We start from the raw sequence: 16,248 nt of genomic DNA on the forward strand, positions 1-16,248 counted from the left end.
ATATACGCTTTAATCCAGTGATAGAATGTTAGGTACACCTTCGGGATCAGATTGTTTAAGGAGTCCGAATCCGAATCCGGCCAGCCCGACCATCAATCCTTTCGACTCAGTGCCTCTTGACACTCCGCGGATCCACTGTTGGTCCTTCATAAGTGCGAGAAGTTGGCTCTGCACTGCGTTAATTTCAGCAGATAAATCTTTATGCTTTAACACCTTTTGGGCTTTCAGGAGAATCTCCAGCTGGCCGAAATCCCCGTGACAATAAGACCTGTTGTTTCCAAAACCGAATCTTAGTGTGGTTGCTAGTGCTTCTTCAACTTCCCATTCAATATGAGTATCCATCCATCCGTTTTCAATCAGGCGCAGCCTAGACAGCAGAATTCCCGGCGCTCCGTGGCACCATGCTACAGATATCTCGTCCCGCCCAGGCGTCGTCCAGTTACGGGTATGGCTGTCATAGAAACGGCGCTCAAATTCTAGCGCTTTTTCTATAGCAGAGACTAACGTGCCGTTTTTAGTAAACGTATAGAGAGAAGAGAGGGCAGCGGCGATCCCACCGGTCCCATGAGAGTACCCTGTCAAAGGTACATCATGATTGGAAGATTTCCATGCAATCCCGCCTTCAGGTGCCAGTATCGCATGGGTGATCAGGTGGTTTGCGCACTTTTCAGCTGCTTTAAGCGCTTCTTCCGTGCCAAATTGCTTGTAAATGGAAAGGAAGATATCCAAAGCGCTGGCGGCTCCGCCAATATAATCATAGATCGTGTCTGCTTTAATAAGCTCTTGAAAAGATGGGAGTGCGTCAATCAAGTGTCTTTCAAAAAATCTGTTTTCCGATACCGAGGCGAGCCGGGCCAATGTATAAAAGCCACCGCCCACACCGCTGTAGGCACCGAGACTATACTGGCCGTTTTGACTATATGTCTTCATATCTTCCAGAATAGGAACGAGTGCTTCTTCGGCTCCTTTTGTGAACCGTTTGTCTCCTGTGTAATAGCCTAAATAACCGAGGAAGAGGGCAATACCGCTGTTCCCGTTATAAAAATCAAGTCCAACTGGTGCGATTCGCCAAATCACTTCTTTACTGCCTTCGAGGACGGTGCTGATCCATGTGATATCCTTTATTCCGTTCGTTGTTCCTGAAATCGCCGTTTCCAGTAAATAATCACCTATTTCTTCTGCCCTAAAGAGAAACTCGCTTTTTTCAGGTGCAGACTGGACAGGAAATGAAGGTGAGACTGGTTCTACATCAGCTCTTTCGCTGGCGTTTGCAGCGAGCATGGACATGTGAAGAATGTGAATCTGGATGTCAAGATCTCGCTCACCTAGTGACTCCAGCTTCAGGCGGACTTTATCAAGGGCAGATTCATTAAAGACGTTTTCAATGACCGTTCCTCCTGAACACCAGACATGCGGGCTTCCTGGCCTTGTTGTGAAAATCGGAACATCCCCTCCGTGAAGGTCGTCTTTTTCAAATGGGATAAGCCTTTCTAGTTTTGGCAGTTGAAGGGACTGGAGCCACAGTCTGTGCAGGAAGATATCCCGGTCAAGGCCGTCTCTCAGCAAATCAGGGTGATACATGCTCCTTAATAGTTCACCATAGCTCGCTGTTGGACGTATGATTGTTCTCACATCCGTGTTTTCAAACGTGTCTATCAGGCTTGCAAACGTTGTTTTATTAGATGCGATGTGGTCATAGCAACTGATAAAACCAGCCTTTATTTCAATTAAATAATCGGTCAGTTCAACATAGTTACCACCCAAGCTTGGAAGGTTCTGGCCCGACTCCAGATAAGCGGCGGATTTTTGAATATGCATCCTGTCAGTTCCGGAACTACTTATTTTAGAAACTTCAAAAGGCAGTTTTTGCTCGCCTTTCCCTGCAAGCCCGCTTAAATCAATTCCTTTCTGATCGATATTATCTCGTTGATATAGCATGTTCGGCAGAATGCCGGTTGCCATGATCGATCCTGTCAGAATTTTATCCGCTTGAGCGAGCGCGTCTTCGGAAAATTCAGGTTCCTGAATGTTCTGATGGAACAGAGACTCCAGATCGATAATAACCGGGTGTGCTCCCTTGGCGATGATATTTCCATAATGAAAGTCTGTCGCATTGAGGACATACATTAAGGCAAGCTGGGCGCCCATACTTCTATAAAAATAGGCAACGTCCTCTTCGGTATTACAGGCCTCATACGGAATAAACTCTGTCCACCCGTACGTATCGCACAGAACTATGCGCGGAATATAAAGATCCGGAATCGCGCCCGCAGTATTATTCAGCCATTCGATTACATTGTAGAAATTTTTATCTGCCTCAAGTGAACGGGGCTTATAGACAAGCCGAACGCCGCCGTCAAAGCTGAGAATCGTGACGCTTTTTCCCTTTTTATGTGTATCACCAAGTCCGGTTTCGATCAATTTCACCTTATCGTCTGATTTCAGTTCAGGGAATACGTCCAGTAAATTCTTAAAATCACAGGTAACATGAGCTGCTATTTCTTCAGTAAATGCGAGCCATTTATCGATTTTTTCGAGCATGAGTCGGATGAGCAGTGAATATTCATCAAAAAATGTGTTCAAATATGCCTGACTGGAGGCGCTTACATCGTCAAAATATCGGTATCTCTCAGCTGAATTCTTTCCTTTCAGAGTCTGTGTTTCACGCATCACATTTAATTCGAGAATAAGCGTCTTAGTCGACATGCCCAAAAGCTGATCCTGAATATCTTTCAAAAGCCTTGTATAAAGCATCGTTCTTCCTGCAATGATGTCATAACGCGACACAAGTTCCTTCAAATGGTAGAAGGCAAACTTCAAAAAGAGATTATGAAAGCCACGGAATTCGGTTTCCGGCAAACCTGCTGGCAAGTGACAAGAGGCATACCGTCCTTCAATGATATCCTTCCAGTCGTTTATCCACTTCTCATCCGACGGACAAGAGTGGCCTTCTTCATTGACTTCGGCAATGGAACAAATGTCGTTTAACGTCATCTTGGAGACAGAGTGGACGCTTTGTTCAAGATAGGAGGGATTATTGTAATAAAACCTCTTCCACATCATGACTCTATTATTAAAATTCTGATTATTATATGTATAAAACCCTTTGCACGAATTCCTCTCGTGTATTGATAGTGCTGCATGGTGAGCCTTCATGTTAATCACCCCTATGTAGTATAAAGTGAGGTTATTCCCGGTCCTTCGATAATCCGGGAATAACCCAATAAGTCTTTAGTTACAATTTCGCTGGCATTCTACTGTAAGCGTACAGAAGCGTCCGTCATTACCAAGACGGCAGCTAATGTTGTACCACCGGCAGCCACCTACGACCATATCAGATTCCTGATCCGATAGTTCATCCATGACATCTCCGGCAGGGTTGGCAACTTGCACGTTTTCTACAGCTCTGTTTTCAGGGTTCTTCCAGTACTTAATTACTTCCATGTCAGCACATCCTTTAATTATTTTTTTTGGGAAGCTCGTCTTACTTACAGAGAATAATTTTTTCTAAATTTTTTGTCAATTTTACATTTTAGAGTTTTTTATGGTTTTAAATGGTGTTTGTTGTTGCGCGGTTTAAAGGGAAATTTGTCAACTAAACTGTTTTTTATTCTTTTAATATCATATAAATGTATAGTGGGAAACGTTGTGACAGACTTTATATCTTTACAATTATTTTTTAATATAATACCTCCAATAATTACGGAATGGCTCTTAATCTTTATGCCTGCTGTTTTTTTCACTGGTATACAGTTTTATTATTCGTTTATGAATATTTCTCGAAAATGGATCGATCAAGTTAACTGGAGGGACGGGTACATAAGTGAAATACCCTTATTTGTTTAAGACACTGAAGGGGCTGAAATAGAGGATTGTGTATGCATTTTATTACAATCAAGAAGGTATATGAATGAGTTCTCGAATACATTTCTAAATTACAGAATCGGCTTTGGTACCGCACCTTTCGGTATTTGCTCACCCTGCCAAGCAGAATTTATCTAGTTGTTAACGCTCCGTTCATATTGCTGTGTAAAAATGAATGATGTTGCAGTATGCTAAAAGGAGAATGTACCGAGAAGATGAGCTGTACGCCATGAACCGTCCCGTGAAAATACCCACATACCCATTTTGATGCTTACCGGAAAAGTAGAGAGTTACGATATTGTAAAAGGCTGGAAATGGGAGCTGATGATTATATCGTTAAACCTTTTGACCCCAATGAACTGAGTGCAAGAATAAAAGCTGCTCTCAGAAGGAGGGGACAGACTGATCAGCGGCGGGAACAACTGATTTTTTCAAATGTGATCATGAATATGAGTGAATTCCGGATCCTAGTGGACGATCAGGCATTGCCTTTGCAGGAGTTATTTTATATTTTATGTCGCGAAAAAACACGGCTCTTTTAAGAGATATGAATGAAATTGCTTTAAACTTTGCAACAGGGGACTTTTCCCGGAAAGGGAAAGTGGTCACCGAGGATGAGGTTGGTCAATTGGGTGAAACCTTCAATTAGACGGCAGAAGAACTGAACAGCATTGAAGAAATGCGAAGGGACTTTATTGCACTCTGCCTTTGAGCCGGTAAAAATTTAGAGATAAATAGGTCCAGGGAGTGCTCTTTTAAAACACGAAATCAACTGAAAACAGAAAGTAGGGGATGTTCCATGACGTTGGTGTCGAAGCTGACTTCAAATAGAAAAATGGTTTGGATTACGATTCTTATCTGGGTATTTATAGCAGGGGGACTCAGTATGGGTCCTTCCGCGAATGACCACACAGTCAACACGGGGGAAGACGATCTTCCTAAAGACGCGAAGTCTGTCATTGCCGAGGACAAAGTACAGGCTTATTTTCCGGATGATGACGGGCAGCTCGCCCTCCTCGTTTTTACACAGGAAAATGAGTGGAATGAAGCGTCAGGATGGGACGAAATTGCTTCCACCACGGAATGGCTTACCGAGGACTCGGTAATGGGAACAATCGACACTGTCGTACCGTTTCATCACTTTCCAGAGCCAGTTCGCGAAGAATTCCGGTCTGAAGACGGAACAACGATGGTGATTCCACTCATACTTGCAACCGGTCTGGAAATGGACGAGATTAACGACACTGTCACGATGATAGACAATTACGGAAATGACGCAATCAGCCAGGGGGAGCTCTATGTAACCGGGCCTGCTGGGATCGCCTCTGATACGATTGCAATTTTCTCAAATGCCGATCTGACCCTTCTTTTTTCAACAATCGGTCTTGTACTCGTTCTGTTAATCATCATCTATCGCTCACCTCTGCTGGCAATTATTCCACTGCTTGCAGCAGGGTTTGTGTACCAGATTACAGACAAGGTGCTCGGGCTGTTCGCAGCTAACGGCGTATTTACAATTGAAACGCAGTCGTTATCCATTGTGATGATCCTCCTGTTCGGGGCTACGACGGACTACAGCCTGTTCATCTTCTCCCGTTTCAGAGAGGAACTGAGGAAACAGGAGAATAAATATGATGCCATGAGTTCAGCTTTACGAGGGGTGGCTCAACCGATCTTCTTCAGCGGGGGCACGGTGTTCGTAGCCATGCTTGTTCTGCTTCTAGCCCAGTATGGTCCGTACAATAATTTCGCATTAACATTTGCTATCACGATTTCGATGGTGCTCCTTGCGGGACTTACGCTCATACCGGCACTGTTTACCGTTGCAGGAAGACGTGCGTTCTGGCCTGTCATACCGCAAGTGGGCGAGGAAACGCTTAAGAAGAACCGTTTCTGGGGGAGCGTAGGGACATTCGTCACGAAAAAACCTGTCCTGTCGGGCGGGATCGTGCTTGTTTTTCTTATCGTGAATGCTTTAAACGTTCCGACGATTCAGCATTCTTTTAATCTTATAAACTCGTTCCCTGAAGATATGAAGAGTCGGATCGGCTTTGAGGTGATGGAGGAAAGCTATCCTCCTGGGGATCTTGCGCCTGTATCGGTCATCGTTGAAAGTGAAAACGGGTTTGATATAAATGAGGAAAAATGGGAGAGTGTAGAGCTACTCGGAAATATTCTTATGGAAGATGAAGGTGTATACGACGTAACGCTGCCTGATCTTGAAGACGCTCAGGATGGAGATAATATTGATGAATCGGGGCGTGCACTGAGCGGCGAACTGATTTTGGAACAGAATCCTTACGATCATGAGTCGCTTAATACGATAGATCGTCTAAATGATAACAGAACTGGTATATTAGAAGAAAGTGGCCTTGATGCAGCTAGATACAACTTGTTTTTTTCCGGTGAATCGGCAAAACAGGCAGATGTCCGAGCGTTGAATGACAGGGATACGATCGTTGTGGCGCTTGCTGTCACGGTCGTGATCACGCTTATGCTGATCTGGCAGACGCGGTCGCTTGTGGCACCGCTGTATATGATGTCTACGATTCTCTTATCATACTTGTCAGCTCTAGGGTTGAGCTGGTTTATCTTTCATAACTTGCTAGGCTTTGAGGCGATGAGCTACAGAATACCGCTTTATGCGTTTGTGTTCTTAGTGGCACTAGGGGTAGATTACAACATTATGCTGATTTCGAGAATCCGTGAGGAAAACCGTCACCACAGCATTCTTTATTCCGTTCAGCGCGGTGTGGCGCTGACGGGGGGAGTCATCTCCTCCGCAGGACTCATTCTGGCTGCCACTTTCGGAGTGCTAATGACTCAGCCACTTATGGAACTGTATATGTTCGGTTTCATTGTGGGTCTGGGCATTCTGCTAGATGCGTTCCTAGTCCGCGGGATGCTTGTTCCAGCCATTGTAACTTTGCTTGGCAAATGGAATTGGTGGCCTGGAACTAAGAAAAATATTTAGAAAAGAAAGTAGATAAAGATGTATTTAATCTCTTATATCCTGCATATTGCAGGGATAGTCCTTTGGTTTGGCTCGTTTGCCGAAATTTGGATTCCTAATAGATCAAGTCGGGATGAGAATTACTTGATTTTGAAGCGCGTACCCCTAAATGGGAGCGCGCTTTTTGGTGTTTTAGTAAAAGTGACCGACGTCCAGTTTAAATACCCTGGGGATCAGTCGCCTTTTTCGACCACAAGCCTGAAGAAGCTGGCCGACCCTCCGAGGAATGGGAGACAAAAACTTCAATCTTCAAAACTTTCATCAATCCTATGCTATAATCTAGTATTGGTAGAAACCATAACCGAATGACATAATGCAAGTCAGATTCTTATGAGGCATTCTCGTAGCAAGCAGGTGACGTATAATGAAGGCAATTAATAAAACATATCGTTGTCCATTGGTTTTAACGAATAAGGCGAAGGACAAAATGGAAGGGCTCGGGATAGAGCGTTCCTTTTTTTCGTTGGAGAAATCCTTTCGTATATACATAGAAAAATATCCTCAGACAGAAGATCGTCCTCTTTCTGTCGCCATGTACTTTGATTATCTAGAAAACAAACAAGTGGCCGCAACTTACGAGGGGCTTGTGGTCATTCTTCATTGTGTGGTGGAGAAGGACCGGTTTATCGTGACGAATGTAACGACGAAATCGGCCCGTGCATCAATCCGAACAAACTGGCGTCAATCCGTCGATCTCACATTTGATTTAACTGCACAGCGAGGCGCGTTGGTGCCCCTCGACTTCCTCAGCTTGCTTCATGACATGCCTATAGCCGAGGAAAGCTCCTCGTACGTGAAGAAGCGGATCGCAAGTTGGGAAGGCTATTTGAACATTCAAGAGCGTGCCGCCGATATTCCTGATATGGTCACGCGGTACTCAGGGCTGACGTTCAATGGGGATTTCAGCCGTGTCACGATCACGGGATGCCAGTTAGGGGAGAAGGAATGGAAGTCTCTTAAAGGTCTAAGCGTCAAATTGAAGGGCCTGGACCAAGACATCGGCAAAGTTTTAAAAGCTAAACGCTCTGCAGGCACGGTGGAAGTGGAACTGAATAAAGTTATGGAGCAACAAGCGAGGGAACAGCGATTGGATCTTCCTCAAAAGGAAATCGTCTTTAGTAACTTCGCGGCCTTAAGCCAAGTGAAGCGGTTGCGGCAAGGGTTCAAGCATCTAGAACAGGGCCTCGCTGCCAACCCTGAGCTCGAGCAACTATTATTCGAGAACAAGCCCCCCGTTCAACCGTTGAAAAAAATCGCTCCGGTGACGTTTCATAATCAATTGAACGACTTTCAGCGAGAAGCTGTCGCGGGGGCGATCGCTGCAGAAGATTTGTACGCGATTCAAGGGCCGCCTGGAACGGGAAAAACCACCGTCATCTCTGAAATCTGCCTGCAAAACGCGAGAGCAGGCTTACGGACACTCGTGGCATCCCAGTCCAATTTGGCCGTCGACAATGCCCTCGGTCGATTGTTGCAAAACAAAGATATTCGCATTCTCCGAGTCGGACGAACGGAAAGCATTGAAGAAGAAGGCAAAAAGTTCATCGAAGAAAACGTCGGTCAGTATTGGAAGGACCATACGTTACAAGAAGTCTCCACGCAATTTTCTGAACGACAAAAGCGAGAACAAGACTTGGAAACAGAGTGGGCAGAGAATGAACGAGAACAAGCGCAACTAAAGCCCGTGCTTGCACGGTTGGAACAGGAGATTGAAGCGAAAAAGAAAGCGGTAAAGCAATGGGATGACTTGGATTCGGTCATTAAAGAACATCGAGTGAACGTCGATCAGGCTGTGAAAGAAGAGCAACAGGTCAAGGCCGAAATCGACGAGCTCGAACAAACTCTCCTTGGGTTGACGGAAGCGATTGAAAAAGACGACACCTTTCTTCGCGATGAACCAGAACCTTGCAGACTGGAAAAGGAAATCGAGGATCATCAACAACGAATGCAAGAGCTACGACAAAGCATTGCAGTTCTAGAGCTTGACGACAAAATTCGCGAACGAAAAAAATCGCTGGATCAAGCAAAGGCAGAATCTGAAAAGCTGGCCGAAACGATCCGTCAAACAGACGAACTCATCGCAAAAGTCACAGACGCTAAACAAGTGGATTCGCTAAGATGGATGATTCTCGAACAGAAGCTGGAACGGTCGATGGAGCTCCAGCAGTTATTTCAAGAAATCAAGGACATCCGCGAAGAAATGAGCCAATTCCTAAAATTAAAGGACTACCACGACACGCTAACCAAGGCGATTTCCTTTGTTGAACAGCGATTGACCGAGCACCGCATCCCCGTTGCACCAATTCAACAACGAGCGAAGAATGCTTTGAACGCTTATACGGCAGAGGACATCGATCAATTTATAGAGGAATTAAGAATGAAACTGAAGGGTCAACAGCTCTCCGCGCAGATGCTTGCCGCTGACTTGGAAGGATTGTATCGCCGACGCCACTTCGTCCGCCAAAAAGGCGAACGGTTAACGTCCTTCGAGACAAATAAACAGGCGGCGATCGACGTCTTTGGAAAAATCAAGCAAAAAATGCTAAATCAAGTCCAATACAAACAGCGAGGAAACCACTCCTCTCATGAAAAATACAAGCAGGAGATGAACGCCGAGAACGCTGAGCTTCAGTCCATGCAAGAGAAGCTGGAGCACATGTTGAAAACGTCCCATCGCATTCCGAACGCACAAGAGCAACTACCTCAAATGGAAGAAAAAGTGGTTGAACTGGAGGGGAAGATCGAGCAGTATATGGGCGTGCAAGCACATCTCGAAGCTAATCGCGAGAAAGAAGAAGAAGAGAGGTCTCGGCTGCACCTAGAGAAGGAGAAGTTGGGCGAAATCGAGGAGCAACTCGAACAATGGCGAAGTGTCATCAAGGAAAAGGAACAAGAGCAGGCCCCTATACAAGAGCTATTGGAGACTGAACCAGAGAAGGAGCATGAAGAACGATTAAAACAAATGGTGAGTCTTTCATATAAATGGGATTCTCTAAAGAGGGAACAAGAAAGACTGCCTGTTTTCCAGAAAATTCAAGGGCAATGGCTTTCGTTATTAGAAGAAGCAAATGAACACGATCTCGAGGAAATTCGCAAGCTCTATGTGAAACATGCCAACGTGATTGGAACGACGTGTGTGGCGTCGGCCAGAAAAGATTTCATCGACAGCTATCCCGAGTTTGATGTGGTCATCATCGATGAAGTATCGAAAGCGACCCCACCAGAACTCCTATTACCGATGCTAAAAGGAAAGAAAATCATCCTAGTCGGCGACCACCACCAGCTACCGCCCCTATTAGGGAACGATACGCTAGAAGAGACTTTGCAGGAAATGGCGGACGATGATGACAATTTCGAAGGCAAAGTCGAACTAAAAAAGCTGTTAAAAGAGTCGCTATTTGAACGATTGTTCAAAAACTTGCCGACCACTAACAAAACGATGCTGGCGATTCAATATCGTATGCACGAAAACATTATGGAAGCCATCGCGCCGTTTTACGAACAGGAAAACGACCGTTTACAGTGTGGTCTGCCCGATTCAGATTCTGAGCGGGATCACTTGCTGGAATCATCGCTTGTTCAGCGAGAGAATCACCTCTTATGGCTTGATATTCCCAATGAAGCTGGATTTTTCGAAGAACGGATGAAAGGCGGAAAAAGTCTGTATAATACTGCCGAATTGAAAAGGATTGAGCAGTTGCTGACGGAATTGGATGAAGCCACCGCCGAGGCGAAGGAAGCGGGTCGAATGAGGTCTGATGAGATGAAAAGCATTGGCGTCATTAGTTTTTACGGGGAGCAAGTTAAAAAAATCGACCGGTTGATTCATCAAGAACTTCGCTTGAATCACTTGACCATTAGGACAGGCACCGTCGACCGTTTTCAAGGGATGGAAATGGATGTCATCCTGTTAAGCATGGTGCGAAACCATGATCAAAAACAGGCGGATATCGGCTTTGCCAATGACTATCGCAGGTTAAATGTCGCCCTCTCGAGAGCGAAGGAAATGCTCGTGCTAATCGGCAGTACACGCATGTTTATTGAAAAGGCGAAACAAGCAGACACGAGACAAATGTATAAACATGTGTTAGACACAGTCAAAAAACAAGACGGCCTGCGCACGCTGGAAGGGGTGGTTCAGTATGGATAAACTTATGAATCAGTTGCGGGCTCAATTGCTCGAAAATCCGGCAGTCGAAATCAAGGATACGGCGGGTTGGTCTATCCCGGTGAACATCTATGATGCATCCTTTGTTCGGGTGAAGCGGTCGAAAATGGATATCCTGATAAAAATGATGCTCCTGGCTTTTGAGGAAACGGACATCCGCCGTGCGGCTAATTTAACGGAAATGTTGCTGGTTGATGAGCTGTTCATTGATGATTTAATGAAAAAAATGCAGCGTTGGGGCTTGATCCGATTGGAAAAATCTATTTTTAAGTTAACCGGTAAAGGCCGAGAGCAATTAGAGTCCGGCATTATTGAAGAAGAATTGGATGAAGAATGGACGGAACTTTTTTACAGTGCCGCGCATGATGAATTTTGGTCGGAGAAATCGAATGAGACGGAAACGGATAAAGAATGGTCGGTTTATCGGTATGAGCAGGTCGGCGAACTTGATAAAGATGACGAGCGAATCTTGGAGGTTCTTTCCGAGCAAGAAAATCGTTTGGATGAAAATGACTTTCAAACGATCGTCGCTCATGTTCATCGTTTTGAGAAGCGGACTGTCGAATACGCTCCATGCCTGGAATTTCAACTGTACAATAAAGACCAGGATATTTTTTACGCTCGCGTCTGGAATACATGCCTCGAACGTTGGGATGATAAGCTCGAGAAACAAATCGAAGAAGAAGAACGAGTGGAATGGAGAAAGAGGTGGATGGAGGAGAAGGAAGAGACAGAGTGATTTTTTATGGTACCTGACCCCAGTGCTTTAAAAGAAGTGGTTGAATCGATTTATGACGCATCTGTAAAAAGAAATATCTAGATATGACAAAGTAACACCCACGTTGCATCCTACGTGGGTGTTAAAAGTATTTTCACTTTTTACTTCATTCTAAAAGGTAAATGCTTTATCCAACATCGCGTTGGGGCCAGCACAAAAAAATCCAAGGTTATGTTTGCTGGTCTTCTGGTTGGATATGAACATAATTATGTATCGGAACTTCTTCAATAGTTACAGGATCTTCTTTGATTGCTCGGCTGTCAAAATACAACACTGTTCCTACCATAAGTACTATCGGCATGACAAACATTGCAGCTACAAAGATCACGAAGACTAATTGAAATACACCATTCTTTTTTCCACGACTTCTGATTTGAAGAACCGTCTTAACAAAAGCTGCTGCCTGGAGTATGACAATAAAAACCGCCATTCCGAGAAAAACATATAAGAACCAAATCGTAGGATACTCTCTCCAGTTAGGGGGCGAAAATTGAAAGAAATAAAATAGATACAGTACACCTCGAAGCATAGCGATATAGAAAATGACATTAATTAATGTGGTATGTAACCATTTCCACGAAGATACACCAAGTATTTTCACCGCCTTGTCAAAGGAAGTAACTGCCAATAAGATAATCATAGGAGCCATGACGAGCCCCATCATATTCATTATACCAACTTCCGGTCGGAAAAGAATGTAGCCACCCACTTCTTCTATATATTCAAATCCGAATAATCTTGCCACATCCCATTGTGCCCAACGATCCCAGATAACATAACCGTGCCCTACCGATAGAACTGCAAACCATATTCCGAGTTCTCGTCTCCAAGTGATAAACCGTTTAATAGGCTGGTAGATCGTAGCAGCAGGTGATATGACAAGCGCAAAGAAAAGAAGAACAAAAGCAGCATGTGCCCAAGCTCGCCAAAAAGGATGGTCCTCCCCCCAGTCAGGCCACAAAGCAAGTTGAACTCCCCATGCCGAATAGGATAGATAAAACAAATAAACTAGAAGAGCAGAAATAAAAGCAACGCACATGTGGCGAAAGAAAACTGTTTTTTTGCTTTTTATACCTTGTAACATATGTTATCTCCCTTCATAATATAAATCTTTCTAAAATCTCCTCCTCCTCATTTCCTGTTATATCATCCACGTTCTAAATAACTTATATTCTCTCGAACCACATAGTTAGATAATTTCCTCTTTTCTCTTTTCCATTTACGGCATCAATACCGAGTCCTACCACAAGTCTTGTACACTGTCAGGATTATATCAAAAGCAAGAGAATAGACACCCAACTGAGTGGTCCAATATTCCTCCTAGCTACCTAAGTTCTACAATGGACGAAGTAGGGTCATTTATTGATTTAAAGTTTTATAGTTTCAACTTTCATTTCATCCTATTATTTTAACACCACAAATCATTTACAATATAACCACCGTATATATATTAACTGGATTTGTTGAAGTTTTTGTGAAGTTTTTTAATAAACACACATTTTGATACTTTTCTTTGTTCCTGATTCTTTAATCATACTTTAATGGTTTTGTATCGTTGCCTTTTTCACAGATTTCCTGAAAAGGGCAAGCGTGACATTCGGTACAACAGTAAACTGGTTTCGTTGATGGGGACCCATTCTCTGTTTTTTGCTTCGCCTCATTTAAGAAAAGGAGTCGTTTTTCATTTGAACAGACCCATTCATCTTGATCGTCATCATAGGTGAGAATTTCTATCCGATGAAATTTCGTCTTATTAGGAATGGTTTAAATTAGGGGAGACTACCACACACTTCAAAACATTTATCGGTTTCATCTAAACAATGGGTCCTCTCTTTCTATAGAATGTTGGAAGTTTTTAGTATAAAATCTAAACATAGGATATAGGGGAAATGAGACTCAGGGCAACCGGAGGAACCGTCCCCTAGTTGGAGGATAAGTCGATGATTGGACTGGAGCAGGGGGAAGCAGTAAAACTAAAGATGGCAGATGGTATGACTTTGAGTGGCCATCTATTTAAACCGGTGGGACTTACGTCGTATCCGTTGATTGTTTTCGTGACGGGATCTGGCGGGTTAACATACGAGATTGACTGGCAAAAAGAGAATTTCTATTTTTGCCGCACGCTTGCAGATATTTGTCTTGCAGAAGGATTCGCGTTGCTGTTAGTGGATAAGCGCGGGGCCGGTCGTTCGGAAGGGAATTGGAAAAAACAGAGCTTTTACGCCAGAGCGGATGATATAGCTGATGTGTTGAAGTGCATGAAGCAGCGACCTGACATCTTAGCCAACCAGATCAGTGTGGTAGGTCATAGCCAGGGGGGATGGGTCGTTCAATTGCTTGCTTCTCGTCATCCTGATCTCATTAAATCTACCCTCAGCATCGCGGGGCCTGCTTATAGTGTGATAGAACAAATGATAGATAATATGGAAACGGACTTGATGATGAGAGGCTACCGCCGTTTAGCGAAATGGATCCTTCCTTTGTATAAAAATTACCTTATTTTATATAAAACGTTCTCCAAAGGGTGGAAATTAGGCTACTTAAGTTACATCCTTGATTACGATGCGAGAGAAACGATCCCTAACATAAATGTACCCACTTACTTTGGGTTTGCTGGGAATGATAATCTGGTGCCATTGGAGAAAAATGAACCGTTGGCTCACGAATTATTAGCAGGCGTCAAGGTTCCATATTATATTTTGATAGCACCAGGAGTGAACCACGGCTTTGCGCTGTCGGGAAAATACCAATCGTGGGATGAGATTGAATCAAAGCCGAGTCCAGAATTTGCAAAGATGATCAAAGATTTTTTCAGATGGACACGGGAAATGGTTTAGGAAGGTAGGCGCTAACTTTTGTAGGATTGAGGGAGCTATGATGGAAATCAGATAGACTGGATTTTTTTGTGGTCATACTCTAACTGTTAATCAACCTAATATGGAAGTTAAATTGAGCTATCGACAAAACGATTATTGATGACATAGAAGGTGAGATAATTGGCTATTTCGATTTGTTATTTTTCATTGACGCATGGCCAAAATGTTTGAATTAATGAGTTATATTCTTCAAATGTTTGAAAAAGGCGGGATGGATTTGGATTTACTCATATTTTTCATTTCTTATATTTTATTGAGTGTCCTAACTGGGTTATTTTATATTGGAGTATTGTTGTTGTTTATTTGGACGATCAAGAAAATTTTCAATATGAATGAAACGAAATGGAATGCTCTTTTTAGATTTAGAGAAAATAAAGGGGTTTACGTTGTTTTTATTTTCCCTTATTTGTTAACGATCGTCATGATGATACCACTAATTATAGTTTGGTTCGACATGATTACCTTTGAATATAGTGTCATTAGTTCTATATCTATTGTGATGTTATTAACGATTAGTGGAATAGTTAAATTTTCTAAACTTAATGATATAGTGCAAGATAAATTATCATAATCGTGAAATAGTAAGCTTGATAGTGAAAATAACTGTTTTTCACCATTCTTTGATGGCTGTATTCCAAGTGATTTAAGCATTTCGAAGTGTGCACTGTTTTTGGTAAGTATGTTTCACATTGGTAAACAATGTTAACTAAAACAAGGAGGAACTCTCACTATGCCAAATAAAAACAAAGAGTTGTCACTTGAACAACAGGAAGAACTACTACAAACACTGAAAGCTCGTTTTGAAAAAAATAGACATCGACATAAAGGTGTTGAATGGGATAAAGTACAAAAAAAGCTCGATGCGAATACCGAAAAACTATGGTCACTCAATGAAATGGAAGCAACTGGAGGGGAACCGGATGTTGTTGACCATGATAATAAGACGGACGAATACATTTTTTATGATTGTTCAGCAGAAAGCCCAAAAGGTCGCAGAAGTGTTTGTTACGACCGTGCAGCACTAGAGTCTAGGAAAAAATTCAAACCAGAAAATAACGCGATGGATATGGCAACTGCTATGGGCATTGAACTATTAACGGAAGAACAATTCCGAGAACTACAGAAACTTGGGAATTTCGATATGAAAACGTCCAGCTGGGTAAAAACACCTGCTAATGTTAGAAAGCTTGGCGGCGCCCTCTTTTGTGACCGTCGCTATGATACTGTCTTTGTTTACCATAATGGAGCAGAATCTTACTATGCTGCAAGAGGATTCCGTGGCTCGCTGAGGGTATAAAGGTAACCAAAGGGACGGTTCTTGTGGTCGGAAATCGATATTCCGTCGAAACAAGCGACCTAAACGTGATGATAGCTCACGTTTAGGTCGTTTTTCTTGAGGTAGAAATTTGAAAGGTCGTCTGATGAAGAATTCGACTCATTGATAAAAGCTCCGATAGAAATACTTATACAATAAAACATTTTCCTTTTCTAACATGCAATGAGGGACTCTCTTTTATGGATAGATGGATGTTCCTCGTTGCCATTCAGA

Annotated in this window: 11 protein-coding genes; 8 read left to right on the forward strand and 3 right to left on the reverse strand. The window is 43.2% G+C overall.

Annotated features, from left to right (window positions below; all coding sequences use genetic code 11):
• Window positions 1-9: 9 nt before the first annotated feature.
• On the reverse strand, window positions 10-3,156 hold the full coding sequence (locus QDN89_RS18060) for a type 2 lanthipeptide synthetase LanM family protein (protein ID WP_280771570.1): 3,147 nt from the start codon (window positions 3,154-3,156) through the stop codon (window positions 10-12).
• A 75-nt stretch (window positions 3,157-3,231) separates the two neighbouring features.
• Window positions 3,232-3,444 carry a plantaricin C family lantibiotic gene (locus tag QDN89_RS18065; protein WP_280771571.1) on the reverse strand — a complete coding sequence of 71 codons (213 nt, stop codon included), beginning with the start codon at window positions 3,442-3,444 and terminating at the stop codon, window positions 3,232-3,234.
• Between the two features lie 734 nt (window positions 3,445-4,178).
• On the opposite strand from QDN89_RS18065, the gene QDN89_RS18070 reads away from it, so the two are divergent.
• The 5 genes from QDN89_RS18070 to QDN89_RS18085 all read left to right on the forward strand — a co-directional run bounded on the left by QDN89_RS18070 (window position 4,179) and on the right by QDN89_RS18085 (window position 11,784).
• The gene (locus tag QDN89_RS18070) at window positions 4,179-4,406 is read left to right on the forward strand and encodes a hypothetical protein (RefSeq protein ID WP_280771572.1); all 228 of its coding nucleotides are present in this window, start codon (window positions 4,179-4,181) and stop codon (window positions 4,404-4,406) included.
• Between the two features lie 5 nt (window positions 4,407-4,411).
• On the forward strand, window positions 4,412-4,513 hold the full coding sequence (locus QDN89_RS22015; RefSeq protein WP_425335426.1) for a HAMP domain-containing protein: 102 nt from the start codon (window positions 4,412-4,414) through the stop codon (window positions 4,511-4,513).
• A gap of 237 nt (window positions 4,514-4,750) precedes the next feature.
• Complete coding sequence (locus QDN89_RS18075; protein WP_280771573.1) at window positions 4,751-6,838, forward strand: MMPL family transporter; 2,088 nt, start codon at window positions 4,751-4,753, stop codon at window positions 6,836-6,838.
• A 403-nt stretch (window positions 6,839-7,241) separates the two neighbouring features.
• Complete coding sequence (locus QDN89_RS18080; RefSeq protein WP_280771574.1) at window positions 7,242-11,027, forward strand: DEAD/DEAH box helicase; 3,786 nt, start codon at window positions 7,242-7,244, stop codon at window positions 11,025-11,027.
• A complete protein-coding gene (locus QDN89_RS18085) occupies window positions 11,020-11,784 on the forward strand; it encodes a hypothetical protein (RefSeq protein WP_280771575.1) in 765 nt (254 codons plus the stop codon). The genes QDN89_RS18080 and QDN89_RS18085 overlap by 8 nt, the downstream gene beginning before the upstream one ends.
• A 208-nt stretch (window positions 11,785-11,992) precedes the next feature.
• Here QDN89_RS18085 and QDN89_RS18090 read toward each other — a convergent pair whose 3' ends face one another.
• A complete protein-coding gene (locus QDN89_RS18090; RefSeq protein WP_280771576.1) occupies window positions 11,993-12,907 on the reverse strand; it encodes a ferric reductase-like transmembrane domain-containing protein in 915 nt (304 codons plus the stop codon).
• 856 nt (window positions 12,908-13,763) lie between these two features.
• On the opposite strand from QDN89_RS18090, the gene QDN89_RS18095 reads away from it, so the two are divergent.
• From QDN89_RS18095 to QDN89_RS18105, 3 genes are all read left to right on the forward strand, one after another.
• Window positions 13,764-14,660, forward strand: a complete 897-nt coding sequence (locus tag QDN89_RS18095) for an alpha/beta hydrolase family protein (protein WP_280771577.1) — start codon at window positions 13,764-13,766, stop codon at window positions 14,658-14,660.
• Between the two features lie 202 nt (window positions 14,661-14,862).
• Window positions 14,863-15,270 (forward strand): hypothetical protein, encoded by a 408-nt coding sequence (locus QDN89_RS18100; protein ID WP_280771578.1) that lies wholly within the window; start codon window positions 14,863-14,865, stop codon window positions 15,268-15,270.
• Between the two features lie 159 nt (window positions 15,271-15,429).
• A complete protein-coding gene (locus QDN89_RS18105; RefSeq protein WP_280771579.1) occupies window positions 15,430-15,996 on the forward strand; it encodes a DUF4256 domain-containing protein in 567 nt (188 codons plus the stop codon).
• Window positions 15,997-16,248 lie beyond the last annotated feature (252 nt).

Origin of the sequence: Salipaludibacillus daqingensis (genome assembly GCF_029891575.1) — a bacterium.
Taxonomy (GTDB): Bacteria; Bacillota; Bacilli; order Bacillales; family Salisediminibacteriaceae; genus Salipaludibacillus; species Salipaludibacillus daqingensis.

Bases quoted from the DNA above. Each gene is read 5' to 3' on its own strand.
- QDN89_RS18060 (WP_280771570.1), bottom strand. From the start codon at position 3,156: ATGAAGGCTCACCATGCAGCACTATCAATACACGAGAGGAATTCGTGC.
- QDN89_RS18065 (WP_280771571.1), bottom strand. From the start codon at position 3,444: ATGGAAGTAATTAAGTACTGGAAGAACCCTGAAAACAGAGCTGTAGAA.
- QDN89_RS18070 (WP_280771572.1), top strand. From the start codon at position 4,179: ATGGGAGCTGATGATTATATCGTTAAACCTTTTGACCCCAATGAACTG.
- QDN89_RS22015 (WP_425335426.1), top strand. From the start codon at position 4,412: ATGAATGAAATTGCTTTAAACTTTGCAACAGGGGACTTTTCCCGGAAA.
- QDN89_RS18075 (WP_280771573.1), top strand. From the start codon at position 4,751: ATGGGTCCTTCCGCGAATGACCACACAGTCAACACGGGGGAAGACGAT.
- QDN89_RS18080 (WP_280771574.1), top strand. From the start codon at position 7,242: ATGAAGGCAATTAATAAAACATATCGTTGTCCATTGGTTTTAACGAAT.
- QDN89_RS18085 (WP_280771575.1), top strand. From the start codon at position 11,020: ATGGATAAACTTATGAATCAGTTGCGGGCTCAATTGCTCGAAAATCCG.
- QDN89_RS18090 (WP_280771576.1), bottom strand. From the start codon at position 12,907: ATGTTACAAGGTATAAAAAGCAAAAAAACAGTTTTCTTTCGCCACATG.
- QDN89_RS18095 (WP_280771577.1), top strand. From the start codon at position 13,764: ATGATTGGACTGGAGCAGGGGGAAGCAGTAAAACTAAAGATGGCAGAT.
- QDN89_RS18100 (WP_280771578.1), top strand. From the start codon at position 14,863: ATGTTTGAATTAATGAGTTATATTCTTCAAATGTTTGAAAAAGGCGGG.
- QDN89_RS18105 (WP_280771579.1), top strand. From the start codon at position 15,430: ATGCCAAATAAAAACAAAGAGTTGTCACTTGAACAACAGGAAGAACTA.